Below are 23,341 nucleotides of genomic sequence, written 5' to 3' on the forward strand. Positions count from 1 at the left end.
CACACTGATATATAGGTTCCGACTTGATCCGGGGTCTCGCTTTGTCCGAGGAAGGAAGAAGTGGGATGCCGGATCAAGTCCGGCATGACGATCGGTTCGGACGCAATCGACGGTTAGATTTCTCGGCTTCGCCCCGCTACATCGCGCCGCATGCCCGATCTCGCGCCCTATGCTTCCGACCCCTGGCTGACGCGCGGGCGGCTCTTTCCGGAGGACGAGACGACGGCGCGGGGGCCGCGCGACGCGTTCCAGCGCGACCGGGATCGCATCATCCATTCAATCAGCTTCCGGCGGCTGCGCCACAAGACTCAAGTGTTCCTGGCGCCGGACGGCGATCATTTCCGCGTCCGGCTGACCCACAGCCTGGAAGTCGCGCAGATCGGGCGGACCATCGCCCGCGCGCTCGGCCTGAACGAGGACCTGACCGAGGCGCTGTGCCTGGCGCACGACATCGGCCACCCGCCGTTCGGCCATGCCGGTGAGGAGGCGCTGAAGGCGGCGTTGGCGGGACAGGGCGGATTCGATCATAACGGCAACACGCTGCGCGCTCTGACCGCGATCGACAGCCCCTATCCGCACTTTCCGGGGTTGAACCTGACGTGGGAGACGCTGGAGGGGCTGGCCAAGCATAACGGCCCTGTGAGCGCGCCCCAATGGGCGCTGGCGACCGCGGACGACATGTTTCCGCTGGAACTGGAGACGTTTGCCGGGCTGGAGGCGCAAGTCGCGGCGATCGCCGACGACATTGCCTACGACAATCACGACATCGACGACGGGTTGCGCGCGGGGCTGCTGAGCCTCGACCAGTTGCTCGGCGTGCCGATGATCGCGGCGCGCTGGGACCAGTGCCGCGCCCGCTTCCCCGACGTCCCGCCCGAGAAGCTGACCGGCGAACTGATCCGTGGGCAGATCGGCGGGATGGTCAACGATCTGATCGCGACCAGCCGCGCCGCCATTGCCGAGGCCGGGATCGCGTCGCCCGACGCCGCGCGCGACGCGGGCCGTCCGCTGATCGGCTTTTCCGACGCGATGCGCGAGGACGAGCGCGGGTTGAAGCGGTTCATGTACGCCAATCTCTATCACCACCCGCTGCAACTCGCGGCGGCGGACCAGGCGCGCGTGGTGGTCGCGGGGCTGTTCGCCGCCTATCGCGCGGATGCGTCGCTGATGACGGGGGAGTGGCCCGAACGGTTGCCCCAGGAAGAACCCTGGCTCAGCCGCCATATCGCCGATTTCATCGCCGGCATGACCGACCGCTACGCCATCGCGCGCTATCGTGAGGTGGTCGGACCCATCGACTTGCCCGAGGGGTTTTAGGCCCCTCGGGCGACAGGCGCGCTATCGAGCGACGAGTACCGTGCCGTTCGACTTGTCGGGCGACACGAACGAGACGGGCTTGCCGTCATATTTACCCTCGACCCAGCCGTTGCGGACGGTCAGCCTGAACGGCTCGCCGGCGGTGACGTTGCGTCCTTCCAGGATGGTGAGGTCGCCTTCCTTGCGTGTGGTGTAGGTGTAGGTCTGGCCATTTCGGGTGAAGCTGCGCTCGACCGGTTCATCGGCGGCGAACGCCGGGGTGGCGAGGGCGATGAGTAGCGGAAACAGGACTGTCTTTCTCATGATCGTTCCTTTCGTCAGTCGAAAGCCGATCGGCATCCCCGCCAAATCATTGTGCGATGCAGCATTTATATTGCGTTGCAACATGGCACGCGAGTGCAAACATCGCCGATCGCGATTGCGCGAAGGGAAAGCATCGCGCCGCCGTTAGGCTGGGACATTTGTGCGACAAAGGGGCGTTATACCCGTCGCATCGCATGGAGACGTGGCAATGGCCGATGCCAGTATCGCGCTCAATCGCTTCGGGCTTGGCGCCCGCCCCGACGAGAGCATTCCGAGTGACCCGAAGCGCTGGCTGAAGGGCCAGCTCGACAGTTTCGAACCCAAGCCGCCTGCGTTCGCCAGCGTGCCGACGCGCGAAAAGGTCGCGGGCGAGCTCGCCGATTTCTACGATCAGCAGCGTCAGTTGCGGCAGCAAGGGCTGGGCCGCCGCCAATTGGCGAACGCGACGACGCCAATGCCGGGCGGGCCACAGGCTTCGCAGCCGGCTGCGCCCGCGCCCCAGATGCAGCCCGGCGGCCCCGCGATGCCGATGGTGCCGATGCCCGGCGCAAAGCCCGACCCCGCCGCGGGCGACCCGCTGATGGCGGCGCGGCGCTTCGTGGGGGGGCAGGTGCGCGACGATTACGCGACGGCGGTCGGCGCCCGCCTGACGGCGGCGTTGACCAGCCCGACGCCGTTCGCCGACCGGCTCGCGCATTTCTGGGCCAATCACTTCGCGGTGTCGGCGGACAAGCTGGAAGTGATCGGTCTTTCGGGGCTGCTCGAGTTCGAGGCGATCCGGCCGAACATGATGGGCACGTTCCGCGACATGCTGAACGCGGTCGAGCGGCACCCCGCGATGCTGCTCTATCTCGACCAGGCGGTGTCGATCGGACCCGACAGCATGGCGGGGCAACTCGCGTCTCGCCGCCCGCGCGCGAACGGCAAGGGGCCGGGACTCAACGAGAACCTCGCGCGCGAGATCATGGAGTTGCACACGCTCGGCGTGCGGTCGGGCTATACCCAGGCAGACGTGACGGAGTTCGCGCGCGCGCTGACTGGCTGGACGGTCAAGGGGATCGGGCGCGGACCGGGCGCGCGGCTGGCCGGGATCGACGACGGATCACCGGGCGAATTCGCCTTCGCGCCGCGGCTGCACGAGCCGGGTGAGCGGACGATCATCGGCGTGAGATATGCGCAGGACGGTGAAAAACAGGCACAGGCGGTGCTCGACACGCTGGCGACCAGCCCGGCGACGGCGCAGCACATCGCGACCAAGCTGGCGCGGCATTTCGCCGGCGATACGCCGCCACCTGCGTTGGTGGCGCGGCTCAAGGCCAACTTCCTCAAGACCGGGGGCGACTTGCCCGCGCTCTACCGCGTGCTGATCGACAGCCCGGAATGCTGGGTGGCGGGACCCGTCAAGTTCAAGTCGCCCTGGGAATGGACGGTGTCGACCGGCCGCGCGCTGGGGATGAAGCAGATGCTGCCGCTCGCAGCGGTCGGCTTGCTCAACCAGCTCGGCCAGCCGACCTGGAAGCCGGGGTCGCCCGCGGGCTATGACGACATCGCCGCGAGCTGGGCTGGACCCGATGCCCTGCTGCGCCGCGTCGAGGCGTCGGAGCGGTTCGCCACGAGATCCGGCGCGGCGATCGACGCGCGGGCGCTCGCCCCTACGCTCTTTCCCGGCGCGCTGACGCCCGCCACCGAACAGGCGCTGGCGCGCGCCGAAAGCCCGGGTCAGGCGCTCGCGCTGCTGCTCGTGTCGCCCGAAATGCTGCGGAGGTAATCATGTACGATCGCCGTTCCTTCCTGATCCGCTCCGGCGCCTTTGCCGGTCTCGCGCTCGCGCCGCGCATGGCGTTCGCCAAGGCGGAGACCGACCGCCGCTTCGTCTTCATCATCCAGCGCGGCGCGGCGGACGGGCTGGGCACGATCGGCGCGGTGGGCGACCCCGCCTTTGCCGGTGCGCGCGGGCAGCTGGCCGAGGATTTCGGGTCCGCGAAGAAGCTGGACAGCATGTTCGCGCTGCACCCGGCGATGACATCGCTGGCGGGGATGTATGACGCGAAGGAAGCCTTGTTCGCGCACGCCATCGCCTCGCCGTATCGCGACCGCTCGCATTTCGACGGGCAGAACGTGCTCGAAAGCGGCGGGACCGGCGCGTACCAAGTCAAGGACGGCTGGCTCAATCGCATGCTCGGCCTGATCCCGTCGGGGGAATCGAAGGCGATCGCGGTGTCGGCGACGGTGCCGCTCGCGCTGCGCGGGCCGCATGAAGTGTCGAGCTACGCGCCCTCGTCGCTGCCCCAGGCGTCCGACGATCTGATGATGCGCGTCGCGTCGCTGTATCAGGGCGACGGCCAGCTCCACGGGCTCTGGAACGAGGCGATGAACACGCGGATGCTGACCGGCGACCTGACCGCCGCCAACGCGGCCAATGCCGCCGCGACCGGCGCGCTCGCCGCTAAGCTGCTCGCCCCCGCCAACGGCGCGCGGATCGCGATGATCGAGACCGGCGGCTGGGACACGCATGCCGGGCAGCGCGGGCGGCTGGCGGCGCAGTTGAAGGGGCTCGACGCGATGATCGCCGCGCTCAAGACCGGGATGGGCCCGGCGTGGAGCGACACGATGGTGCTGGTGGCGACCGAATTCGGCCGCACCGTCGCGGTCAACGGCACCGGCGGCAGCGACCACGGCACCGGCTCCGCCGCGATGCTGATCGGCGGCGGGGTGAAGGGTGGCCGCGTGATGGCCGACTGGCCGGGGCTGGGGCAGGCGGCACTCTACGAAGGCCGCGACCTCAAGCCCACGCTCGGCCTCGACCAGTTCGTCGCGGGCGCGGTGGCGGGGCATTACGGCGTCGAGCCGGGCCGAGTGATGAAGACGCTTTTCCCGGAAACGAATGGCGGAGCGGTGGTGAGCGGGTTGGTCTAGATTAAGACCAAGGATAACCGGTAGCGACCGCGAACGCTGCGAGGTCAGATACGCCGAGCGACCTGAATTCGGGCAGGCCGTTGCCCGCAAACTCGTGCAATTTGGCCTCGAACTCGGCGCGATCTTTCGGCCGGGCATCGAAGTAACTTGTCAGCGTTTGCAGCGCCAGCGACTTATGGCCATGCGCCAGAAGGTAGGTCAGGATGCCGGCTGCTCGCATTTCAGGCAAGACGCCGCCGGGCTGTAAGGGAAGCGCGGCGATCCCCTCGACGGGACCATCGAACGCAGCGAAGAAAGGTTCAACGCGAGAGCGAATGGTTTGGGCAAGATCCTCGGCGGTCTCGCGCCGTGACGCCGGATCGGCGAAATCCCAGGTCATCCATCCCTTCGGCTCGCCCATATAGCCGATCTGGCTGCCGACGAACGGGAGAGGAAGCGGCGTTTTAGGGCGTATCCACTCGCTGGGATGGCGCTTGGACCAAGCCGACACGGCGCGCGAGTAGATCGCCGGATGGACCAATATGGCGGCACGTTGCCCGGCAACGTTGTTCCGGTCCGACTGAATGTTGAGCCGAAAGGTCAGATCGCCGCGCTTTCGCTCCAACCGAAGTTGGCTGGCCGAAAAGGAGTAGTTCAATGCCTCGGTAACGAGGGAAAGGCCGGCAATGATCGCATCTCGCGGCTTTTCGGCGCGCGTGTCCGGGTTTGCTCGTGCCCGTGCTGCCATCAGCTTGTGATAGGCGGTATCGACGATCACGTCCGGAAAAGATCGTGGCTCAGCCATGGAAATGGAATCGGCCACACCGCCGCGTTTGGCAATCGCTTTCGCGAACAGTCAGATTTGAGTGTCGCGCGCGGTTGGTCTAATGGCGCGCCTTCCTTCCATCGCTGGACCCGACATGACGCTCTACACCCGCTTTGCCGCGCATATCGACGCGGCGCTCGATGCCTTGACCGCGAACGGCGATTTGCCGGGCGGGCTGGCACGTGGGGGCGTGACGGTGGAGCCGCCGCGCGATGCGACGCATGGCGACCTCGCGACCAACGCGGCGATGGTGCTCGCCAAGCCCGCCGGGACCAATCCGCGCGCGCTGGCGGAGAAGATCGCCGCGGAGCTGGGCAAGCTCGACGAAGTCGCGTCGGTTGCGGTCGCGGGGCCGGGGTTCATCAACCTGACGCTGACCGACGACACGTGGCGCAACGAACTCGCCGCGATCAACGACGGCGGGGCCGACTATGGCCGCTCGACGACGGGCAAGGGCCAGACGGTCAATGTCGAATATGTGTCGGCCAACCCGACCGGCCCGATGCACATGGGGCATTGCCGCGGCGCGGTGGTGGGTGACGCCCTGGCGTCGCTGCTCGAATGGGGCGGCTACAAGGTCGTTCGCGAATATTACGTCAACGATGCGGGCGGGCAGGTCGATACGCTCGCGCGGTCGGCGCACCTGCGGTATCGCGAGGCGCTGGGCGAGGACATCGGCGAGATCCCGGAAGGGCTGTACCCCGGCGACTACCTGATCCCGGTGGGGCAGGCGCTGGCGCAGGAATTCGGCGACAAGTACGTGGCCGCCCCCGAAAGCGAATGGCTGGTGCTGTTCCGCAAGGCGGCGGTCGCGGCGATGATGGCGCTGATCAAGGCCGACCTGGCGCTGCTCGGCATCCATCACGACCTGTTCTCGTCCGAGGCGGAGTTGCAGGCGGCGAAGAAGCCCGAGGCCGCGGAAAAGGAATTGCGCGCGCGGGGCCTGATCTATGACGGCGTGCTCGAAGCACCCAAGGGCGAGACGCCCGAGGATTGGGAGCCGGTCGAACTGCCGCTGTTCAGGTCCTCGCAATTCGGCGACGATCAGGACCGTCCGATCAAGAAGTCGGACGGCAGCTGGACCTATTTCGGCGCCGACCTCGCCTATCACTGGCAGAAGGCGCAAGGCGCCGACGCGCTGATCGACATCTGGGGCGCGGACCATGCCGGGACGGTCAAGCGGATCGTCGCCGCGGTGCAAGCGCTGACCGGCGGCAAGACGCGGTTCGACGTCAAGCTGGTCCAGATGGTGCGGCTGCTGCGCGGCGGCGAGCCGGTCAAAATGTCCAAGCGTTCCGGAAACTTCGTGACGCTTGCTGATGTGGTGCGCGAAGTCGGCAAGGACGTGGTGCGTTTCACGATGCTGACGCGCAAGGCCGATGCCCAGATGGACTTCGACTTCGCCAAGGTGGTCGAGGCGTCGAAGGACAATCCGGTGTTCTACGTCCAGTACGCCCATGCCCGAGTCGCGTCGCTCAAACGGCGAGCGGCGGAGGCCGGTATCGTCTGCGCCGACATCGATCTGTCCCGCCTTGATACGGAAGACCTGGCGCTGGTGAAGCTGGCGGCGCAGTTTCCGCGCGTGGTTGAAACCGCGGCGGCGGCACGGGAGCCGCATCGGATCGCTTTTTATCTCTACGACTTGGCGGCGGAATTTCATTCTCAGTATAATGTCGGCAACGACCGAGCGGACCGCCGCTTCCTGCTGACCGACAATCCCGGCCTGACCTGCGCGCGGCTTTTCCTGGGCGACGCGATCGGGCAGATTATCCGAAACGGCCTCGCCATTATGGGGGTGGAGGCGGTCGAGGAGATGAAGTGATGCCGGGGGAACAGTGGAGCGAGCCGTCGGTCACCGACAATGACCGGCTGCCGTGGCTCGAGACCGCGGGAGACGAGAATGACGGCGCGCCGTCGCTCGGCCGTGTCGTTGGGCTGGTGCTGGTCGGGCTGGTCGCGCTCGGCGCGGTGCTCGGCGGGATCTACTGGTTCAAGCATCGCTCGACGGCGCCGGGCGACGGCACGCTGATCGCGGCCCCGGCGGGCGATTACAAGGTCAAGCCCGACGATCCCGGCGGGATGAAGGTGGCGGGCGAGGGCGACGCAGCCGTCGCAGCCAGCGGCGGGGCGGCCGGCGGCAACGGATCGATCGCGGTCAACAGCCTTCCCGAAGCACCGATCGTTGGCAAGAAGGCCGGGCCCGATACCAAAAGCGGGGCGGGCGCGTCGACCGCGACCGCCAGCGTCGCCGGCCCCGGCGGCAAGCTGACCGCGCCGCCACCGGGCCGTCCAGTGACGATCCCGAACGGCGGGGGGGGCGGGGCGCTGGTCCAGCTCGGTTCTTTCCCGAGCGAGGCGAGCGCGAACACCGCCTGGGCGCAAGCGTCGAAGCGGTTCGGCTATCTCGCGGGGCTCGGCAAGTCGATCGAGAAGGCGGAGGTCAATGGCCGAGTCTTCTACCGTTTAAAGGTCAACGCGGGCAGCGCGGGGGCGGCGCAGGAACTGTGCGGCAAGCTGAAGGTCGCGGGCGAGGCGTGCATCGTCACGAGCTGACGACCGGGCGACTTGCATCCGTTTGCCTTGAGGGTGTCGAAGGGCGTGCCAAAACGCACGTGCTGCGACACGCTCGGCACGAACGGGGTTTTTTGTTCCGCCGCGCTTACCTAGAGACGGGCGTATGAAGCCCGTCATCTACGGCCTGTCCGGCCTTGCGCTCACCGCCGACGAACGCGCGTTCTACCGGGATGCCGATCCGTGCGGCTACATCCTGTTCAGGCGCAACATCGCCGACCGCGCGCAACTCCGCGCGCTGACCGATTCGCTGCGTGACCTGTCGGGCCGTGCCGACGTACCGATCCTGATCGACCAGGAAGGCGGGCGGGTGCAGCGGATGGGGCCGCCCGAATGGCCCGATTTCCCCGCCGGTCCGGCGTTCGATGCGCTGTACGAGGTAGCACCGGTCTCCGCGATCGAAGCGGCGCGCGCGCACGCCCAGGCCACCGCGCTGATGCTGGCGGAGGTCGGGATCAACGTCGATTGCTGGCCCCTGCTCGACGTCAACCAGCCCCACACGACCGAGGCGATTTCGATCCGTGCGCTGGGCAGCGAGCCGATGCGCGTCGCCGCGATGGGCCGCGCGATCCTGGAGGGGCTGCGCGCGGGCGGCGTGGTCGGCGTGGTCAAGCATATGCCCGGGCATGGCCGCGCGAAGGTGGACAGCCACCATCTACTGCCGACGGTCACGGCATCCGAGGCCGAACTCGACATCGACATCGAGCCGTTCCGCAGCCTCGCCGATGCGCCGATGGGGATGACAAGTCACATCGTGTTTGAAGTGTGGGACAAGGAGCGCCCCGCGACGCTGTCGCCGATCGTCGTCGATCAGGTGATCCGCGGCAAGATCGGCTTCGACGGGCTGCTGATGACCGACGACATCGACATGAAGGCGTTGTCGGGCACGGCGGGGGAGAAAGCCGCGGGGGCGATCGCGGCCGGATGCGACCTGGTGCTCGATTGCTGGGGGCGGATGGAGGAGATGGCGGAGATTGCCGGGCTGCTGGACGATATGCCGGCCACTTCGCTGGCGCGGCTGGAGCGGGCGATGGCGACGATCGCGGCGCCGGAAGGGGATTTTGGCGAGTTGATTGCCAAAAGGGATGAGCTGCTGGCGTTGGTTTGACCTCCCACCGTCATGCCGGGCTTGATCCGGCATCCGCTCATCCGCAGGCTATGTCCTTTGGGGCGCGGCGGACCCCGGCACAAGGCCGGGGTGACGAACAGCTTTTTGGCGCCGCTCAGGTGACAATCGCGTAGCACTCCGCTTACATCCGCCAATGGACTCCGGCCCCGACACGCTGACGCTCGACATCGACGGATGGGAAGGGCCGCTCGACCTGTTGCTCGCGCTGGCGCGGTCGCAGAAGGTCGATCTCAAGCAGATTTCGATCCTGGCGCTGGTCGAGCAATATCTGGCCTATGTCGAACAGGCGCGTGCGCTGAAGCTGGAAGTCGCGGCCGATTACCTCGTGATGGCGGCGTGGCTCGCGTATTTGAAGTCCGCGTTGTTGCTGCCCCGCGACCCTGAGGTCGAACCCAGCCCCGAGGAACTCGCGCTGCGGCTCCAGATGCGGCTCGAACGCCTGAACGCGATGCGCGATGCGGGCGCGCGGTTGCTGGCGCGCGACCGGCTGGGCCGCGACGTGTTCCGCCGCGCCGAGCCCGAAGGGCTGCGCACCGTGCGCAAGGCGCAGTGGCAGGCCGAAATCTACGACCTGATCGCAGCGTACGGCCAGATCAACGCGCGCAATCGCCCGGTCTTCCACGTCGTCCATGATCGTCCGGTGATGACGCTCGACGCGGCACTCGAGCGCGTGTCGCGGCTGCTGGGCGTGCAGATGGAGTGGGCCACGATCGAGAGTTTCCTGCCGGATTCGCTCGACGGGGCGTTCCGCAAGTCGGCGCTGGCGTCGAGCTTCGTCGCCGCGCTCGAACTGGCGCGGATGGGCAAGGCCGAACTGCGCCAGCAATCGCCGTTCGCGCCGCTCTACCTCAAGGCGCCGGAAAGCGCCGGGGCATGATCGCGCCCGACGACCTGACGCGCGCGGTCGAGGCGGTGCTGTTCGCCGCCGACGAGCCGCTGACGGTCGAAATGATCCGTGCGCATGTCGGCGAGGAGGCGGACGTGCGCGGCGCGCTGGAGGGGCTGGCGGAACACTATGCCGGGCGCGGGATCGAACTCGTCCGTCGCGGCGAGCGCTGGCATTTCCAGACCGCCGGCGACCTTGCGCACTTGCTGCGCCGTGACCGCGAGGAAGCGCGCAAATTGAGCCGCGCGGCGATCGAGACGCTGGCGATCATCGCCTATCACGAGCCGGTGACGCGCGCCGAGATCGAGGCGATCCGCGGGGTCCAGATCTCCAAGGGCACGCTCGATGTGCTGATGGAAGCGGGCTGGGCGCGCCCCGCCGGGCGGAGGGAAACGCCCGGCCGGCCGTTGCAGTTCGCGACGACCGCGGAATTCCTGACGCATTTCGGTCTCGCCAGCCGCCGCGACCTGCCGGGGATCGACGATTTGCGCGCCGCCGGGCTGCTCGATCCGATCGATCTGGCGATGGCGGAAATGGCGATCGGCGAAGATGCCGAGGATGAGGTGGCAAATGCCGCCGAAGAGGATTAAGTGGCGTTCATCGCCTGAGGAGATTGAATGATGGGTAGCTTCAGCCTGGTGCATTGGCTGATTTTGGGCGTCGTGCTCGTCCTGGTGCTGGGCGGCGGCCGCTTTTCGAGCATGATGGGCGACGTCGCCAAGGGCATCAAGCAGTTCAAGAAGGGCATGGCCGAGGACGACGACACGCCGCCGAACCGGATCGAGGCCAAGCGCCCCGACCCCGTGATCGACCCCGCCGCCGAGCGCGCCCGCGACGCCGAGCGTTAATTCCGGACGAAAGGTCCGGCCGTGATCTTCGATATTGCCCCCGCCGAATTGCTGGTGCTGGGCGCGGTGGCGCTGGTCGTCATTCCGCCCAAGGATCTGCCGCGCGCGATGCGCTTCGCCGGGCAATGGATCGGCCGCGCGCGCGGCATGGCGCGCCAGTTCCGCTCGGGCTTTGACGACATGATCCGCGAGGCCGAATTCGCCGAGATGGAAAAGAAGTGGAAGGCGGAGAATGACCGCATCATGCGCGAATTCCCGGCGACTCCCGACCAGGCGATGCTGATGGCCCCGGTGCCGCCGGACGATCCCGCGCCCGAAAGCGAGGATGCGCTGGCGATGACGGTCGAGATGCCCGTGGTCGCGCCCGAGCCTGCACCCGCGCCGAAGCGCAAGCCGCCGGCCAAGCCGCGCGCCGCCGCCACAAAGAAGCCGGCGGTAAAGAGGCCCGCCGCGGCCACAAAGAAGCCGGCGGCGAAAAAACCCGCCGCCAAACGCGCGAAACCGTGACGCGATGAGCGACGAGGACGACATCGACGCCAGCCGCGCGCCTTTGCTCGATCACCTGATCGAGCTGCGCAAGCGATTGCTGATCAGCATGGTGACGCTGGCGGTGCTGTTCTGCATCTGCCTCTATTTCGCGGAACCGATCTTCGGATTCCTGATCAGGCCGCTGGCGGCGGCTGGCGAAAAGAAGGTCTATTATACCGAATTGTTCGAAGCGTTCTTCGTCCAGCTCAAAGTCGCGTTCTTCGCCGCGACGGTCCTGTCGTTCCCGGTGGTCGCCAACCAATTGTGGCAGTTCGTCGCGCCGGGGCTGTACCGCAAGGAAAAGCGTGCGCTGTTGCCGTTCCTGTTCGCGACGCCGATCCTGTTCACGGCGGGATGCGCGATGGCCTATTACGTCGCGATCCCCGCCGCGGTGCATTTCCTGCTCGGCTATCAGGTCAAGGTCGGCGACGTGCAGCAGGAGGCGTTGCCGCGCGTCGGGAATTACCTGACGTTCGTGATGCAGTTCCTGTTCGGGTTCGGAGTATCGTTCCTGCTGCCGATCCTGATGATGCTGCTCGAACGCGCGGGCATCGTCACGCTTCAGCAGCTCGCGCGAGCGTGGCGCTACGCCATCGTCGGGTGCTTCGCGATCGCGCTGGTGCTGGCGCCGCCCGATGCAGGATCGATGGTGATGCTGGCGATGCCGCTGGTGGGACTCTACTTCCTGACGCTGGGCGCGATCTGGCTGACGCACCGCCGGCAGGCACGGACGCAGGCAGCAGAAGAAGCGGAAGAACTCGCCTGACCCCAAAAAAATTTAGACCCGGCAGCGTCACCGGGGGGGAGGGGTGGACGCTGCCGGGCCTATGTCGTGGATAGCGAGAGCGGGGGGCATAAGGTCGCTATCCGAATATTAGAACGCGCTTTGCCCGGATCGGTTCCATTCAAAAGCGATTTTTCGGGATTTTTCGGAAATAAATTTTCCCGTTGTTTTTCAGTCTTTTCCTGTGACCGGGACGGCTATTTCGTAGCACCCGGTGAGCGGATCGTGGTGCAGCGGCGCGCGCAACTGGCGCGACAGCCCTTCCATCACGCGCCCGTAGCGTCGAGCGAGCGCCGATTGGAGCGCGTCGCCGTCGGCCAGAGCCGGAGAGCTGACGCGCAGGATCGCGGTGCCCGGCGTATCGGCCGCACGTACCGAAAGCGTAAGCTGAGCGCTCGGCGAAATGCCGATGGCGAGTTCGATGATCTCGGTCAGCAGGAACGCGATCGCGATCGCGTTGTCCTGGCTGACTAGGAAGGGTTCGATCTCCAGTAGGATCGCGAGCTTCGATCCCTCCGGGCTCGTGGCGCGGATGTTGGACGCGAGTTCCCCGATCACCGCGCGCAGGCTGAGGCCGCGATTATCCTCCATCTCCGCGAAATGGTGGCGATGCACCACCGCCAGCGCATCGACGCGGCGCTGGATCGACGCATAAGCGCGCGCCGCTTCCTCCGCCTGCGCGCCGCGCGAATGGAGATTGATGAGGCTGGAGATGACTTGCAGGTTGTTCTTGACACGGTGATGCACCTCGCGAGTCAGCTTGGTCTGGCGCACCAGTCCTTCGGCAAGGCCCGCCTCGTGCAGGATCAGCGTGCGGCTGAGCGACCCGAACGTCTCGCCAAGTTCGCGAATTTCCTGGGCCGGAAGCAAGCGCACATCGGCCGATTCGATCGCCTGGCCGGGGCGATAGGCGGCAACACGCGCGCGCAGCATCCTGAGCGGCCGGATCAGCAGCCGGTCGACCACGAACCACGCGATGCTCGCCGCCGCCAGCCACATCAGCAACGGCACCAGCATGGCGATCGCGATCGGCGAGGTGATCAGGTTGCGCCGCATGCTGACCGACAGCGTCAGGTCGCCGACGCTGAGCGCGGTGTTGATCACCTGGCGGTTGTCGAGCGGTCCGCCCTGGTTGGGCGCGCCGAGCGCAAGTTCCTGGCCGTCCGCGCTCCGGATCGATTCCGCATAGTTGATGCCCGTTGCTGTCGGCTTGGCGACGCCGGCGAGAAAGGCGGTCGGGAAGAAAGCGCTGCCTCTCAAATCACCACCGGCGGCGACGATCGCCAGCACCACGCCTTTTCCGGGCACCAGTCGCGCCGCGGGCCCGCCGCCTACCGTCGCGTCAGGGGCGGGAAAGGGCGGAGTGCCGCCACATAGAGTCCGCCCGGCGCGGTCGATGATCGAAAAGCTGGCCCCGGCTGCGGTCTGTTGCGCGAACACGCCCCGAGCGCGCGCGCAGCTGGGCGCGTCGGCATGGTCGGCGGCGAGCGCGTTCATCGCGGTGGTCAGCGCGGCCATATCGCCGGCCAGTTCGATCGCCAGGTTGCGCGAGCTTTCCTTCGCGGCGACGCGGAGTTGCGACTGCGCCTCCACACTCGCCTGCCGTGTAGTGCTGAGCGTCGCGAGGATTGCGATCAGTGCAAACGGCAGCAATGCCGCCAGCAGGATCAGGAAAATCTTCGCGCCGGTTTGTAACTGGCCGAGCCGAGCGCCGATTCTGGTCCGCGAGCGCTCACCGGCGGCGATGCGGTCCACCGGCTATCCGAGCTTACGGAGAAGATCGAGCATCTCGTCAGGCACAGGCTCGCTGATCGCGTCATGGTACACCGTGCGCAGCGCGGTCCCCATCGCCTCGTCCTTCATCTTCCTGCTCTTGTCGCCATCGCTGCCGGGTTTCCCGCCTTTTGATGACCGCCGATCAGGCAACATTCACCCCCATCAATCACGCCGGCGCTACCGGACTAAAGCTGACATGCGCAACGACACGGCGCTTCATACGCACCGTTATCGCGAATGAAACCAAAAACGCGCTCGATTGTTCCACTAGCGAACAGAAAAATGTCATTTGCGCAAACTCGGCCGTGCTCGCACAAGGGCGCCGCCATTCTGGGGAGATAAAGTACACCATGTCGCTCGGTCAGCAACTCGCGCCTCACCTGCCTTTCCTGCGCCGCTACGGACGCGCGTTGACCGGTAGCCAGGAACATGGCGACCGCTATGTTCGCGCCACGCTGGAGGCGATCGTCGCCGCGCCGGAGGAGTTCCCGCGCGACGTCGAACCGCGGCTCGGCCTGTACCGCACGTTCCAGGTGATCTGGCGCGCGACCAACGCCGATGACGAACCTGCGCTTGGCGGCGACGACCTCTCCATCGACGGGCGCGAGGCGATCGCCAATGCACGGCTGGCGCGGATGGCGCCGCTGTCGCGTCAGGCGCTGCTATTGACCGCTATGGAGGGCTTTACGCCAGAGGATGCCGGGTATTTGATCGATCACGACGCCGACGAGGTCGAGGCGCTGGTGGCTGAGGCGCTCGCCGAGATCGAGAAGCAGACCCGCGCGCGCGTTCTGATCATCGAGGACGAGCCGATCATCGCGATGGACATAGAGACGATCGTGCGCGACCTGGGCCACGAGGTAACGGGTGTCGCGGTGACTCGCGACGAAGCGGTGGCGGCGGCGATGGCGGACCGGCCGGGGCTGGTGCTCGCCGACATCCAGCTTGCCGACGACAGTTCGGGGATCGATGCGGTCAAGGACATCCTGGCCGAGTTCCAGGTTCCGGTGATATTCATCACCGCCTTCCCCGAGCGCTTGCTGACTGGCGAGCGGCCCGAGCCGACCTTCCTGATCACCAAGCCGTTCCAGCGTTCGACCGTGAAGGCGGCGATCAGCCAGGCGCTGTTCTTCGACGACAGCACGATTCCGGCCTGATGGACGGCTCGGAGTGAGCGATTTGGGGATCAAATTGCCGCGTGATCGCGTAAAAGTTCCATCGGTTTCGGAGCCAAAACGGAATTGGTGCGTTCGACGGCCATGACTGACCAAGATCCCTCCAAGCCCGCGGTCCACGGAACGGGCGACGAAGCGCGCGCCGGCGAGACGTCGGGGCACATGCGATACGTGCTGCTGATTTCGATCGTTCTGGCGATCGGGATTTTGTCGGCGATCGTCTGGGTGCCAGTGTTGCTGGGCAAATAATCACCCGATCTCGGTTGCGGTGCCTGCCGATCAGCCTATTTCTTTTTCTTGTCCGCGTTCAGTCCGGAGCCTCATGACCACGACCGATATCGATACCGAGAATGGGGGAGAGGCGATCGAGCACGTCGCGTTGTCGGACTCCGATTTCAAGGATCAACTGGGCCAGGTCATCCCGCACCTTCGCGCGTTCGGCCGCTCGCTGTCGGGCAATCGCGACCTGGCGGACGATCTCGTCCAGGAAACGCTGATGAAGGCGTGGGCCGCGCGCCAGCGGTTCCAGGCCGGCACCAACATGCGCGCATGGACCTTCATCATCCTGCGCAACCTCTATCTCAGCCAGATGCGCCGCGCGCGGTTCAAGGGCGAGTGGGACGATCTCGTCGCCGATCGCGTGCTCGCCGCCCCCGCCAGCCAGGACAAGCATGTCGAATTGGGCGACATGCAGCGCGCCTTGCTCCATTTGCCGCAGCCGCAGCGCGAGGCGCTGATCCTGGTCGGTGCGGGCGGTTTCGCCTACGAAGAAGCGGCGGAAATCTGCGGCGTCGCCGTCGGCACGATCAAGAGCCGCGTTGCGCGCGGCCGGGTGGCGCTGGAAGGCCTGCTCAGCGGTGGTGAATTGGCGTCACGCCGCGAAGCGCCCGACAATCAAGGTCGCACCGCGCTGGACACGATCATGGACGAGGTCGACGATCTGAGCGGCGATCACAGCCCCCGTCCGGATGATGTCGACGACGACGAGGATTAATCCTCGTTGAGGCGATCGAGCAAAGCGGCGAAGTCGGACGGCAGGACCGGAGCACTGTCGAAAATCTGACGCAGCGCGTTGCCCACACCGTCCCCCGCGCGCGGCAAGCCTGCGGCCTGGCGGTCACTGGACTGAGTGTCCGAGGCAGAGAACGCTGAAAAATCCATAACTGTTAAAACGACCGACGCGATGTTTCGTTGCCCCTATGTTGCCGCTCCTTGCTCGATTTAGGTCCGAACCATAACGAACTCCGGGATTCTATCGGACGGGCCGCTGGGCTAGGACGGGGCGGTGAGTAGCCCGGCAGACTTCGAACGCGCCATCGCCCGCGCCATGGCGCACGCACCGTTCCTAAGGGTGGCGATCGAGCAACAGCCTGACCTCTTCGCTGAACTGTCGCGCGGCGTCGTGCCCGATCCGGCGCCGTTCGACCCCGACTTGCCGATCGGCGTCGCGATGCGGCGCGCGCGGCGGCGCGAGGCGTTGATCGTGGCGATTGCCGATCTGGCCGGATCGCTCGACCTGAACGGGGTGACTCGGCGGCTGACCGCGTTCGCCGACCGCGCGCTCGACGCCGCGATCCGCGCCGCGATCCTCGAACGCGCGCCCGATGCCGAGCCGGTCGGGCTGGCCGCCATCGCGTTGGGCAAGCAGGGGAGTTGCGAACTCAATTATTCGTCGGACATCGACCCGATCCTGCTGTTCGATCCCGAGACGCTGCCGCATCGGGCACGCGAGGAGCCGGAGGAAGCGGCGGTCAGGATCGGGCGGCGCGTGGTCGAACTGCTTCAGGCGCGCGACGGCGAGGGCTATGTGTTGCGAGTCGACCTCCGCCTGCGCCCGTCGCCGGAGGTCACGCCGATCGTGCTGCCGGTCAATGCCGCGATCTCCTACTACGAAAGCCAGGCGCTGCCGTGGGAGCGCGCCGCGTTCATCCGCGCTCGCGCCGCGGCGGGCGATCTTCGGCTGGGGCGGCATTTTCTCGATGCGATCCGCCCGTTCGTGTGGCGGCGCTCGGTCGATTTCGGCGCGGTGGGCGAGATCCGCGAGATCACGCGGCGCATCCGCGATCACCACGCACACGGCCAGGCGTTCGGGCCGGGCTATGACCTCAAGCGCGGGCGCGGCGGCATTCGGGAGATCGAATTCTTCGCGCAGATCCACCAGCTCATCCATGGCGGCCGCGATGCCACGGTGCGCGCGCCCGCGACGATGGATGCGCTCGATGCGCTGGCGGCGGCGGGGCGGATCGGGGGCGAGGAGGCGGAGACGCTCAAGGCGGCGTATGTCGTGCTGCGCACCGCCGAGCACCGGTTGCAGATGGTCGACGACCGCCAGACCCACACATTGCCTCGCGCGCAGGATGCCCTCGACAATGTCGGCCTGCTCGCCGGGCTGGGCAGCGGTGCCTCGCTGATCGCGATGCTGAAACCCCATGTCGCTGCGGTCGGCGCGATCTATGATTCGCTCGACCCGCCCGACACCGATGCCTTGTCGCCCGACGACGACAGCCTGACCGCGCAACTCGGCGCGATGGGGTTCGCCGATACCGAAACGGCGGTGCAACTGGTGGAGCGGTGGCGCGGCGGCTCGTATCCGGCGTTGCGCAGCCCGGCGGCGCGGCAAGCGCTGGAGGCGGTGCTGCCCGGACTGATGGCGGCGTTGGGTCAGGCGCCCGATCCGCGCGCGGCGTTGGTGCAGGTCGACACGATGTTGTCGCGCCTGCCCAGCGCGATCAATTTCTTCCGGTTGCTGGAGGCGCGGCCGCAACTCGCGCAATTGATGGCGACGATCCTCAGCCATGCGCCGCCGCTGGCCGAAGCGCTGGGGCGACGGCCGGCGCTCCTCGACGGGCTGATCGACGCGACCGCGCTCGCGCCGATGGGCGATCTGCCGGCGCTGATTGCGGAAATGGGGCGGGGAGAGGACGGCGACGACTACCAGGCGACGCTCGACCGCGTGCGGCGCATCGTTGGCGAAAAGCGCTTTGCCCTCGGCGCGCAGTTGGTCGCAGGGGTGAGCGATCCGCTCGACGTGTCGCATGGTTATGCGCGCGTTGCGGTGGCGGCGGTCGACGTGCTCGCCGCCGCGACGGTCGCCGACTTCGCCGTGGCGCACGGCCTCGTGCCGGACAGCGAGTTGCTGATCCTCGCGCTCGGGCGGCTGGGCGGCGGGGCGCTGACCCACGCGTCGGACCTCGACCTGATCTATCTGTTCACGGGCGATTTCGCGGCGGAATCGGATGGGCCGAAGCCGCTCGGCGCGGTGCATTATTACAATCGCCTCGCGCAGCGGATCACCGCCGCGCTGTCGGTGCCGACCGCCGCCGGGCCGCTCTACGACATCGACACGCGATTGCGGCCATCGGGCGCGCAGGGGCCGTTGGTCGTCTCGCTTGAGGGGTTCGCACAATATCAGCGCGCGGACGCCTGGACGTGGGAGCATATGGCGCTGACCCGGGCGCGCGCGATCTTCGGCTCGGACGCGGCGCGGCTGGCCGTGGGGGCGGTGATCGGCGACGTGCTCCAGACTCCGCGCGATCGGGGCAAGATCGTCGCCGACGCGGCAGATATGCGTGCCGAGATGGCGCGGCACAAGCCGCCGGCGGGGCCGCTCGACGCCAAGCTGCTGCCCGGCGGGCTGGTCGATCTGGAGTTCGCGGTCCATGTCGCGCAACTCACCGGCAATGCCGGGTTCGACCCCGATCTCGGCCTGGCGATCGCGGCGCTGGCGGAGCGGGGAATCATATCCGCGGCGATGGGAGAGGCGTATCGGCTGCTCACGCGGATGCTGGTTCTGCTGCGCCTCGTCGCGCCCGACAGCCAGCCGCCGTCGGAGGCGACCCGCGCGCTGATCGTCCGCGTGTTGGGCGCGGCGGATTGGGATACGTTGGTTGCGCGGTTCGACGCGACGCGGCAGGACGTCGCCCAATGTTGGGCAGCGGTCAGCGGAGGCACGGATGAGCATTGAAGTCGGCGGCGACTTGCCGGACCTCGAACTGACGGGCGCGGACGGCCCGATCCGGCTGCGCGATTATGTCGGCAAGCCGTTCGTCCTCTATTTCTACCCCAAGGACGACACCGTCGGCTGCACCAAGGAAGCGCAGGAGTTCAGCGCGATGATCGGCGAATTCGCGAAGGCTGGAGCCGAAGTGCTCGGCGTGTCGAAGGATACGATCGCCAAGCACGCCAAGTTCGCCGCCAAATACGGCCTGACCGTTCCGCTCGCGAGCGACGAACAGGAAGTCATCGAAGCGTTCGGCGCATGGGTGCCGAAGGTGCTTTACGGCCGCGAATATATGGGAATCGACCGATCGACCTGGCTGTTCGACAAGGGCGGCAAGCTGGTCAAAAGCTGGCGAAAGGTGAAAGTGCCGGGCCACGTCGAACAGGTTCTGACCGCGGTGAAGGAACTCGGCTGAGCCACTGATCGCACTCGCGAATCGGCCGGCAGCCGATATTCGATCGCGCAGTCGTTCATCTCAAATTCAACGACTCGCCGCGCGAACGCGACGGTCTGCCCCGTGAATTAACCTTTGCTATTGCATGAAAACGACGCCCGGGCCTTCTTGTTCCCGTAAGCCGGGCGAGTGTGGGGATGCCCGGTCGGTCAAGCAATTGGGGTCGCCGTTTCCAGCGGTGGCCGACGTCGGGGTCGCCAGGAACACATGATTAGCTTCACGACTTTGCGGAGCGCCGCCGCGCGCTTCGGCCAATTCTTCAAAACACGCGATTTCATTTTTCACGATGGCCGTGATTTGCGGCGCTTCTCGATCGCGGGCCGCACGCAGGCGGCGCTTGCCGCGGCGTTCGCCGTCACGCTGTTCTTCTCGGCCTATGGCGTGGCGCAGGCCGGCGCCGGGGCAATCGCTCTGACCGGCCTGGCCGGCGCACCGCTGTCGCCCGAGGCGAAGGTCGCCAGCATGGAAGTGGCGGTTGCCGACATGCAGGCCAAGATCAAGCAGATCAAATATGTCGCGGACGTCCGCGCCAAGCGCGTCGAAGCGCGCCAGGCGATGCTGATCGCCGCGCTCAACGGCAGCGGCAATGTCCAGCCGGTCGCCTATGAGCCGATCGACGCGAAGGCGGCCAAGGTCGCCGCGGATGTCGTCGCTCCGTTGGCCCGCGTCGAGCGGGATCAAGTGAAACTGGCGGTCAAGGCGCGAGCCGCGACGGAGAAGCGCTATGCGGCCGCAGTGGCGCGCGCCAAGTCGTTCGGGATCGATCCCGCCCGCTTCCAGCCCAAGCCCGTCGCGATGGGCGGTCCTCTGATCGCCGCCGATAGTGCCGAAGCCGCCGCCGACCTCGCCGCCGATGCGCAGTTCCGCGCGCTGTTCCAGACCTGGAAGAAGCTCGACACGCTCGAGGACGGGCTGATCTCGATCCCCTCGGTCCAGCCGGTTGCGGACATGAAGTTCACCAGCAATTTCGGCATCCGTAGCGATCCGTTCCGCGGCGTCGCGGCGTTCCACCCCGGCGTCGATATTCCGTGTTCGACCGGCACCGCCGTCTATGCCACCGCCGACGGCACGGTCGACAAGGCGGAGCGTTCGGGCGGTTACGGCAACATGGTCGAAATCGATCATGGCCGTGGTATCCAGACCCGGTTCGGCCATCTGTCGAAGATCCTGGTCGTTGCGGGTCAGAAGGTGAAGCGCGGCCAGTTGATCGCGCTGTCGGGTTCGACCGGTCGTTCGACCGGCCCGCACCTGCACTACGAAGTTCGCATCGACGGCCGCGCGGTCAACCCGATGCCGTTCCTGACCACCGCGGATTACCTGACGGCGCTCAAGAACCCGCAGCTCAACGCGGTGCCGGTTAGCACCGAGGCGGCGAGCGATTCCGCCGACTGATTGACCTGGACACGGAGAGGACGGGCCGCGCCGGGGCAACCGGCGCGGCCCTTTTTTCATCGGTTGCCGCGACGGGGGGCAGCGCCTATCTCCGGTCCATGGCAACGCTGGCTTCCGACGTGACCCTGACACCCGCCGCGGCCGCGCGCGTCGCGGTGATCGCGGAGCGACAGGGCAAGCCCGCGATCCTGCGGCTGTCGGTCGAAGGGGGCGGGTGTTCGGGATTCCAGTATAAGTTCGGCCTCGCCGACGCGCCCGAGGCGGGCGACACGATTGTCGAGACCGACGGCGCGCGGCTGGTGGTCGATGACATGAGCCTCGATCTGGTGCGCGGGGCGGAGGTCGATTTCGTCGACAATCTGGGCGGCGCGCATTTCTCGGTGAGCAATCCGAACGCCGCGTCCGGCTGCGGCTGCGGAACGAGCTTTTCGGTCTGAGCTCGCGTGAAGATCGTCAGCTATAACGTCAACGGCATCCGCGCGCGGCTGGAGCGCTTCCTCGAATATCTCGCCGAACAGCAGCCGGACATCGTCTGCCTGCAGGAACTAAAGTGCGCCGACGAATTGCTGCCGATCAAGGAGATCGAGGCGGCGGGCTATCTGGGCGCGTGGCACGGACAGAAGGGGTTCAACGGCGTCGCGGTGATCGCGCGCGGGGTGCAGCCGGTCGAGCGCCAGCGCGGGCTGGCGGGCGATCCCGAGGACGAGCACAGCCGCTATATCGAATGCGATGTCGACGGGCTGGTGGTCGCGTCGATCTATCTCCCCAACGGTAACCCGCAGCCGGGGCCGAAATTCGACTACAAGATCAAATGGATGGAGCGGCTGGCGGACCGCGCCCGCGCCTTGCTTGCGGAGGAACTGCCGGCGGTGCTTGCGGGGGACTATAACGTCATTCCCCACGACGACGACACGTTCTCCGTCCGCGCGATGGCGGACGACGCGCTGATGCAGCCGGAAAGCCGCGAGCGCTATCGCGCGTTGCTCGCGCAGGGCTGGACCGACGCCTTGCGCACCCGCTTTCCGAGCGGGGGCGTGTGGACGTTCTGGGACCTCAAGAGCAACGGATGGGCGCGCGATCAGGGGTTCCGCATCGACCATCTTCTGCTGAGCCCGCAAGCCGCCGATCGGTTCGGCGACGCCGGGGTCGACAAGGAGTATCGCGGGCGGGAGCGGCCAAGCGACCACGCGCCGACCTGGGTGAGGTTGAAATGAGGATCACGATGATGCTGGCCGCGATGCTGATCGCGGCGCCGGCCATGGCCCAGGACAAGCCGCGCGATTATTGCCCCGCGCGCCCCGGTCTGGGCACGCCCGCTTGCACGATCGATCCGGGACGCGTGTCGGTGGAAACGTCGCTGGGCGACTGGACGCTCGACAAACAGGGCGGCGATCGCACCGATACCATCCTGATCGGCGATACGCTGGTCCGCGTCGGGCTGACCGACACGATCGAGGTGCAGATTGGCTGGACGCCGCTGGGGATCGTGCGGGAGCGGTCGGGCGGCGTGGTCGATCGCGCCACACGGGTCGGCGATGTGACGCTGGGGTTGAAGGCCAATCTCGCCAATCCGGACGGCAGCGGCTTTTCGGTGGCCGTGCAGCCGTTCGTGACGTTACCCGCGGGACGCCAGCCGGTCGGCGCGGGCGATTGGGGGGCGGGCGTCGTGGTCCCGCTTACCTTCGACCTTTCCAAGGCGGTCAACGTCGAATTCGTGCCGGAGGTCGACGCGGCGGTGAACGGCAGCGGCCGCGGCCGCCATTTCGCCGCGAGCGCGGTGGTCGGGATCGGCATCCAGCTCAACGACAAGCTGACCGTCGAGCTGGAAAACCAGATCCTTCGTGACGACGATCCAGCGGGCAAGACGACGCAGGATCTGGCGGCCCTGTCGTTCGCCTATAAGGCCGGCGACAATTTGCAGTTCGACATCGGCGGCATCGCCGGGCTCAGCCGCGACGCGCCCGACATCGAACTCCTCGCCGGGGTGTCGCGCCGCTTCTGATTGCCGAAAATCGGCAACGCGCCCCATAGTTCAGTAAAATCCGCCAACAACTACAAATGTAGTTTTCTTTAAGTCATTGATTTATTTGATATTCAGTGTTTGGCATACTTAATGCACTAACACGCTCGTCGATGACCCCTTGTCGACGATAAAGGAGCGGACTCATGTTCAGTAAAGTTTCGATCGCCACCATCGCCATGATCGGCCTGGTTTCCGCCGGCCCGGCATTGGCATCCAGCAAGAGCCAGGACTCCAACTCCACCGCGCCGAAGGAACAGTCGGAGACGAAGGCCAAGCCGCGTTATTGCGTCAAGAGTGAACCCGTCACCGGTTCGATCCTGCAGGGCCGGATTTGCAAGACCGCCGACCAATGGCGTGAAGAAGGCATCGATGTCAGCAAGCTGCAGGTGCGCGGCTGATCCTGGCATTGGGTTGACCCCGGCAATCCGTCCCAG

Annotated in this window: 26 protein-coding genes; 21 read left to right on the plus strand and 5 right to left on the minus strand. The window is 66.7% G+C overall.

Annotated elements, in window-relative coordinates; all coding sequences use genetic code 11:
- Positions 1–150 precede the first annotated feature (150 nt).
- Positions 151–1,317: a deoxyguanosinetriphosphate triphosphohydrolase gene (locus tag J0J06_RS02180; RefSeq protein WP_294039718.1), complete on the plus strand. Its 1,167-nt coding sequence runs from the start codon at positions 151–153 to the stop codon at positions 1,315–1,317.
- Between the two features lie 21 nt (positions 1,318–1,338).
- On the opposite strand, the gene J0J06_RS02185 is transcribed toward J0J06_RS02180, so the two are convergent.
- The gene (locus tag J0J06_RS02185) at positions 1,339–1,620 is read right to left on the minus strand and encodes a hypothetical protein (RefSeq protein ID WP_294039719.1); all 282 of its coding nucleotides are present in this window, start codon (positions 1,618–1,620) and stop codon (positions 1,339–1,341) included.
- 208 nt (positions 1,621–1,828) lie between these two features.
- Between J0J06_RS02185 and J0J06_RS02190 the strand changes: the two genes are divergently transcribed.
- On the plus strand, positions 1,829–3,388 hold the full coding sequence (locus J0J06_RS02190) for a DUF1800 domain-containing protein (protein WP_294039720.1): 1,560 nt from the start codon (positions 1,829–1,831) through the stop codon (positions 3,386–3,388).
- 2 nt (positions 3,389–3,390) lie between these two features.
- A complete protein-coding gene (locus J0J06_RS02195) occupies positions 3,391–4,536 on the plus strand; it encodes a DUF1501 domain-containing protein (protein ID WP_294039721.1) in 1,146 nt (381 codons plus the stop codon).
- A gap of 1 nt (position 4,537) precedes the next feature.
- Here J0J06_RS02195 and J0J06_RS02200 read toward each other — a convergent pair whose 3' ends face one another.
- Positions 4,538–5,338, minus strand: coding sequence for a hypothetical protein (locus J0J06_RS02200; RefSeq protein WP_294039722.1), 801 nt, complete (start codon positions 5,336–5,338; stop codon positions 4,538–4,540).
- A 97-nt stretch (positions 5,339–5,435) separates the two neighbouring features.
- Here J0J06_RS02200 and argS point away from each other — a divergent pair, with 97 nt between their 5' ends.
- The 8 genes from argS (at position 5,436) to tatC (ending at position 12,069) form a co-directional block, all read left to right on the plus strand.
- The gene (gene argS, locus J0J06_RS02205) at positions 5,436–7,163 is read left to right on the plus strand and encodes an arginine--tRNA ligase (RefSeq protein ID WP_294039723.1); all 1,728 of its coding nucleotides are present in this window, start codon (positions 5,436–5,438) and stop codon (positions 7,161–7,163) included.
- On the plus strand, positions 7,163–7,894 hold the full coding sequence (locus tag J0J06_RS02210) for an SPOR domain-containing protein (protein ID WP_294039724.1): 732 nt from the start codon (positions 7,163–7,165) through the stop codon (positions 7,892–7,894). Before argS ends, J0J06_RS02210 begins: the two co-directional genes overlap by 1 nt.
- A gap of 124 nt (positions 7,895–8,018) precedes the next feature.
- Complete coding sequence (locus J0J06_RS02215; RefSeq protein WP_294039725.1) at positions 8,019–9,020, plus strand: glycoside hydrolase family 3 N-terminal domain-containing protein; 1,002 nt, start codon at positions 8,019–8,021, stop codon at positions 9,018–9,020.
- 154 nt (positions 9,021–9,174) lie between these two features.
- The gene (locus J0J06_RS02220) at positions 9,175–9,918 is read left to right on the plus strand and encodes a ScpA family protein (protein ID WP_294039726.1); all 744 of its coding nucleotides are present in this window, start codon (positions 9,175–9,177) and stop codon (positions 9,916–9,918) included.
- Positions 9,915–10,517, plus strand: coding sequence for an SMC-Scp complex subunit ScpB (gene scpB / locus J0J06_RS02225; protein WP_294039727.1), 603 nt, complete (start codon positions 9,915–9,917; stop codon positions 10,515–10,517). The genes J0J06_RS02220 and scpB overlap by 4 nt, the downstream gene beginning before the upstream one ends.
- 30 nt (positions 10,518–10,547) lie before the next feature.
- A complete protein-coding gene (locus tag J0J06_RS02230; protein WP_294040805.1) occupies positions 10,548–10,775 on the plus strand; it encodes a twin-arginine translocase TatA/TatE family subunit in 228 nt (75 codons plus the stop codon).
- A gap of 24 nt (positions 10,776–10,799) precedes the next feature.
- The gene (gene tatB, locus J0J06_RS02235; RefSeq protein WP_294040806.1) at positions 10,800–11,282 is read left to right on the plus strand and encodes a Sec-independent protein translocase protein TatB; all 483 of its coding nucleotides are present in this window, start codon (positions 10,800–10,802) and stop codon (positions 11,280–11,282) included.
- A 4-nt stretch (positions 11,283–11,286) separates the two neighbouring features.
- On the plus strand, positions 11,287–12,069 hold the full coding sequence (gene tatC / locus J0J06_RS02240) for a twin-arginine translocase subunit TatC (RefSeq protein WP_294039728.1): 783 nt from the start codon (positions 11,287–11,289) through the stop codon (positions 12,067–12,069).
- Positions 12,070–12,258: 189 nt separating this feature from the next.
- Here the strand turns inward: tatC and J0J06_RS02245 are convergent, their stop codons facing one another.
- Together J0J06_RS02245 and J0J06_RS02250 are read right to left on the minus strand one after the other, a co-directional pair.
- Positions 12,259–13,842 (minus strand): histidine kinase dimerization/phosphoacceptor domain -containing protein, encoded by a 1,584-nt coding sequence (locus J0J06_RS02245; RefSeq protein WP_294039729.1) that lies wholly within the window; start codon positions 13,840–13,842, stop codon positions 12,259–12,261.
- A 3-nt stretch (positions 13,843–13,845) separates the two neighbouring features.
- A complete protein-coding gene (locus tag J0J06_RS02250) occupies positions 13,846–13,950 on the minus strand; it encodes a NepR family anti-sigma factor (RefSeq protein ID WP_294039730.1) in 105 nt (34 codons plus the stop codon).
- 263 nt (positions 13,951–14,213) lie between these two features.
- On the opposite strand from J0J06_RS02250, the gene J0J06_RS02255 reads away from it, so the two are divergent.
- From J0J06_RS02255 to J0J06_RS02265, 3 genes are all read left to right on the plus strand, one after another.
- Positions 14,214–15,020, plus strand: coding sequence for a response regulator (locus J0J06_RS02255; protein WP_294039731.1), 807 nt, complete (start codon positions 14,214–14,216; stop codon positions 15,018–15,020).
- Between the two features lie 102 nt (positions 15,021–15,122).
- Positions 15,123–15,287, plus strand: coding sequence for a hypothetical protein (locus tag J0J06_RS02260; protein ID WP_294039732.1), 165 nt, complete (start codon positions 15,123–15,125; stop codon positions 15,285–15,287).
- A 73-nt stretch (positions 15,288–15,360) separates the two neighbouring features.
- Entirely contained in the window at positions 15,361–16,032 is a 672-nt protein-coding gene (locus J0J06_RS02265; protein WP_294039733.1) for a sigma-70 family RNA polymerase sigma factor, read from the plus strand.
- Here J0J06_RS02265 and J0J06_RS02270 read toward each other — a convergent pair.
- The gene (locus J0J06_RS02270) at positions 16,029–16,199 is read right to left on the minus strand and encodes a hypothetical protein (RefSeq protein WP_294039734.1); all 171 of its coding nucleotides are present in this window, start codon (positions 16,197–16,199) and stop codon (positions 16,029–16,031) included. The two genes, J0J06_RS02265 and J0J06_RS02270, sit on opposite strands and share 4 nt — an antisense overlap.
- A 166-nt stretch (positions 16,200–16,365) precedes the next feature.
- On the opposite strand from J0J06_RS02270, the gene J0J06_RS02275 reads away from it, so the two are divergent.
- From J0J06_RS02275 to J0J06_RS02305, 7 genes are all read left to right on the plus strand, one after another.
- Positions 16,366–19,002 (plus strand): bifunctional [glutamine synthetase] adenylyltransferase/[glutamine synthetase]-adenylyl-L-tyrosine phosphorylase, encoded by a 2,637-nt coding sequence (locus tag J0J06_RS02275; RefSeq protein WP_294040807.1) that lies wholly within the window; start codon positions 16,366–16,368, stop codon positions 19,000–19,002.
- Entirely contained in the window at positions 18,992–19,453 is a 462-nt protein-coding gene (locus J0J06_RS02280; protein ID WP_294039735.1) for a peroxiredoxin, read from the plus strand. Before J0J06_RS02275 ends, J0J06_RS02280 begins: the two co-directional genes overlap by 11 nt.
- A 246-nt stretch (positions 19,454–19,699) precedes the next feature.
- Positions 19,700–20,884, plus strand: a complete 1,185-nt coding sequence (locus J0J06_RS02285; protein WP_294039736.1) for a M23 family metallopeptidase — start codon at positions 19,700–19,702, stop codon at positions 20,882–20,884.
- Positions 20,885–20,982: 98 nt separating this feature from the next.
- Positions 20,983–21,321, plus strand: a complete 339-nt coding sequence (erpA, locus tag J0J06_RS02290) for an iron-sulfur cluster insertion protein ErpA (RefSeq protein WP_294039737.1) — start codon at positions 20,983–20,985, stop codon at positions 21,319–21,321.
- Positions 21,322–21,327: 6 nt separating this feature from the next.
- Entirely contained in the window at positions 21,328–22,098 is a 771-nt protein-coding gene (gene xth / locus J0J06_RS02295; protein WP_294039738.1) for an exodeoxyribonuclease III, read from the plus strand.
- Positions 22,095–22,886: a transporter gene (locus J0J06_RS02300; RefSeq protein ID WP_294039739.1), complete on the plus strand. Its 792-nt coding sequence runs from the start codon at positions 22,095–22,097 to the stop codon at positions 22,884–22,886. The genes xth and J0J06_RS02300 overlap by 4 nt, the downstream gene beginning before the upstream one ends.
- A gap of 164 nt (positions 22,887–23,050) precedes the next feature.
- Positions 23,051–23,305 (plus strand): hypothetical protein, encoded by a 255-nt coding sequence (locus J0J06_RS02305; protein WP_294039740.1) that lies wholly within the window; start codon positions 23,051–23,053, stop codon positions 23,303–23,305.
- The last annotated feature ends 36 nt before the right edge of the window (positions 23,306–23,341 follow it).

It is taken from the genome of Sphingomonas sp. (genome assembly GCF_017304615.1).
In the GTDB taxonomy this organism is placed as follows: Bacteria; Pseudomonadota; Alphaproteobacteria; order Sphingomonadales; family Sphingomonadaceae; genus Sphingomonas.

Bases quoted from the DNA above. Each gene is read 5' to 3' on its own strand.
- tatC (WP_294039728.1), top strand. From the start codon at position 11,287: ATGAGCGACGAGGACGACATCGACGCCAGCCGCGCGCCTTTGCTCGAT.
- J0J06_RS02250 (WP_294039730.1), bottom strand. From the start codon at position 13,950: ATGAAGGACGAGGCGATGGGGACCGCGCTGCGCACGGTGTACCATGAC.
- argS (WP_294039723.1), top strand. From the start codon at position 5,436: ATGACGCTCTACACCCGCTTTGCCGCGCATATCGACGCGGCGCTCGAT.
- J0J06_RS02270 (WP_294039734.1), bottom strand. From the start codon at position 16,199: ATGGATTTTTCAGCGTTCTCTGCCTCGGACACTCAGTCCAGTGACCGC.
- scpB (WP_294039727.1), top strand. From the start codon at position 9,915: ATGATCGCGCCCGACGACCTGACGCGCGCGGTCGAGGCGGTGCTGTTC.
- J0J06_RS02210 (WP_294039724.1), top strand. From the start codon at position 7,163: ATGCCGGGGGAACAGTGGAGCGAGCCGTCGGTCACCGACAATGACCGG.
- J0J06_RS02280 (WP_294039735.1), top strand. From the start codon at position 18,992: ATGAGCATTGAAGTCGGCGGCGACTTGCCGGACCTCGAACTGACGGGC.
- J0J06_RS02220 (WP_294039726.1), top strand. From the start codon at position 9,175: ATGGACTCCGGCCCCGACACGCTGACGCTCGACATCGACGGATGGGAA.
- J0J06_RS02185 (WP_294039719.1), bottom strand. From the start codon at position 1,620: ATGAGAAAGACAGTCCTGTTTCCGCTACTCATCGCCCTCGCCACCCCG.
- J0J06_RS02265 (WP_294039733.1), top strand. From the start codon at position 15,361: ATGACCACGACCGATATCGATACCGAGAATGGGGGAGAGGCGATCGAG.
- erpA (WP_294039737.1), top strand. From the start codon at position 20,983: ATGGCAACGCTGGCTTCCGACGTGACCCTGACACCCGCCGCGGCCGCG.
- J0J06_RS02180 (WP_294039718.1), top strand. From the start codon at position 151: ATGCCCGATCTCGCGCCCTATGCTTCCGACCCCTGGCTGACGCGCGGG.
- J0J06_RS02215 (WP_294039725.1), top strand. From the start codon at position 8,019: ATGAAGCCCGTCATCTACGGCCTGTCCGGCCTTGCGCTCACCGCCGAC.
- J0J06_RS02285 (WP_294039736.1), top strand. From the start codon at position 19,700: ATGATTAGCTTCACGACTTTGCGGAGCGCCGCCGCGCGCTTCGGCCAA.
- J0J06_RS02230 (WP_294040805.1), top strand. From the start codon at position 10,548: ATGGGTAGCTTCAGCCTGGTGCATTGGCTGATTTTGGGCGTCGTGCTC.
- J0J06_RS02275 (WP_294040807.1), top strand. From the start codon at position 16,366: ATGGCGCACGCACCGTTCCTAAGGGTGGCGATCGAGCAACAGCCTGAC.
- J0J06_RS02305 (WP_294039740.1), top strand. From the start codon at position 23,051: ATGTTCAGTAAAGTTTCGATCGCCACCATCGCCATGATCGGCCTGGTT.
- J0J06_RS02195 (WP_294039721.1), top strand. From the start codon at position 3,391: ATGTACGATCGCCGTTCCTTCCTGATCCGCTCCGGCGCCTTTGCCGGT.
- J0J06_RS02300 (WP_294039739.1), top strand. From the start codon at position 22,095: ATGAGGATCACGATGATGCTGGCCGCGATGCTGATCGCGGCGCCGGCC.
- J0J06_RS02260 (WP_294039732.1), top strand. From the start codon at position 15,123: ATGACTGACCAAGATCCCTCCAAGCCCGCGGTCCACGGAACGGGCGAC.
- J0J06_RS02190 (WP_294039720.1), top strand. From the start codon at position 1,829: ATGGCCGATGCCAGTATCGCGCTCAATCGCTTCGGGCTTGGCGCCCGC.
- J0J06_RS02255 (WP_294039731.1), top strand. From the start codon at position 14,214: ATGTCGCTCGGTCAGCAACTCGCGCCTCACCTGCCTTTCCTGCGCCGC.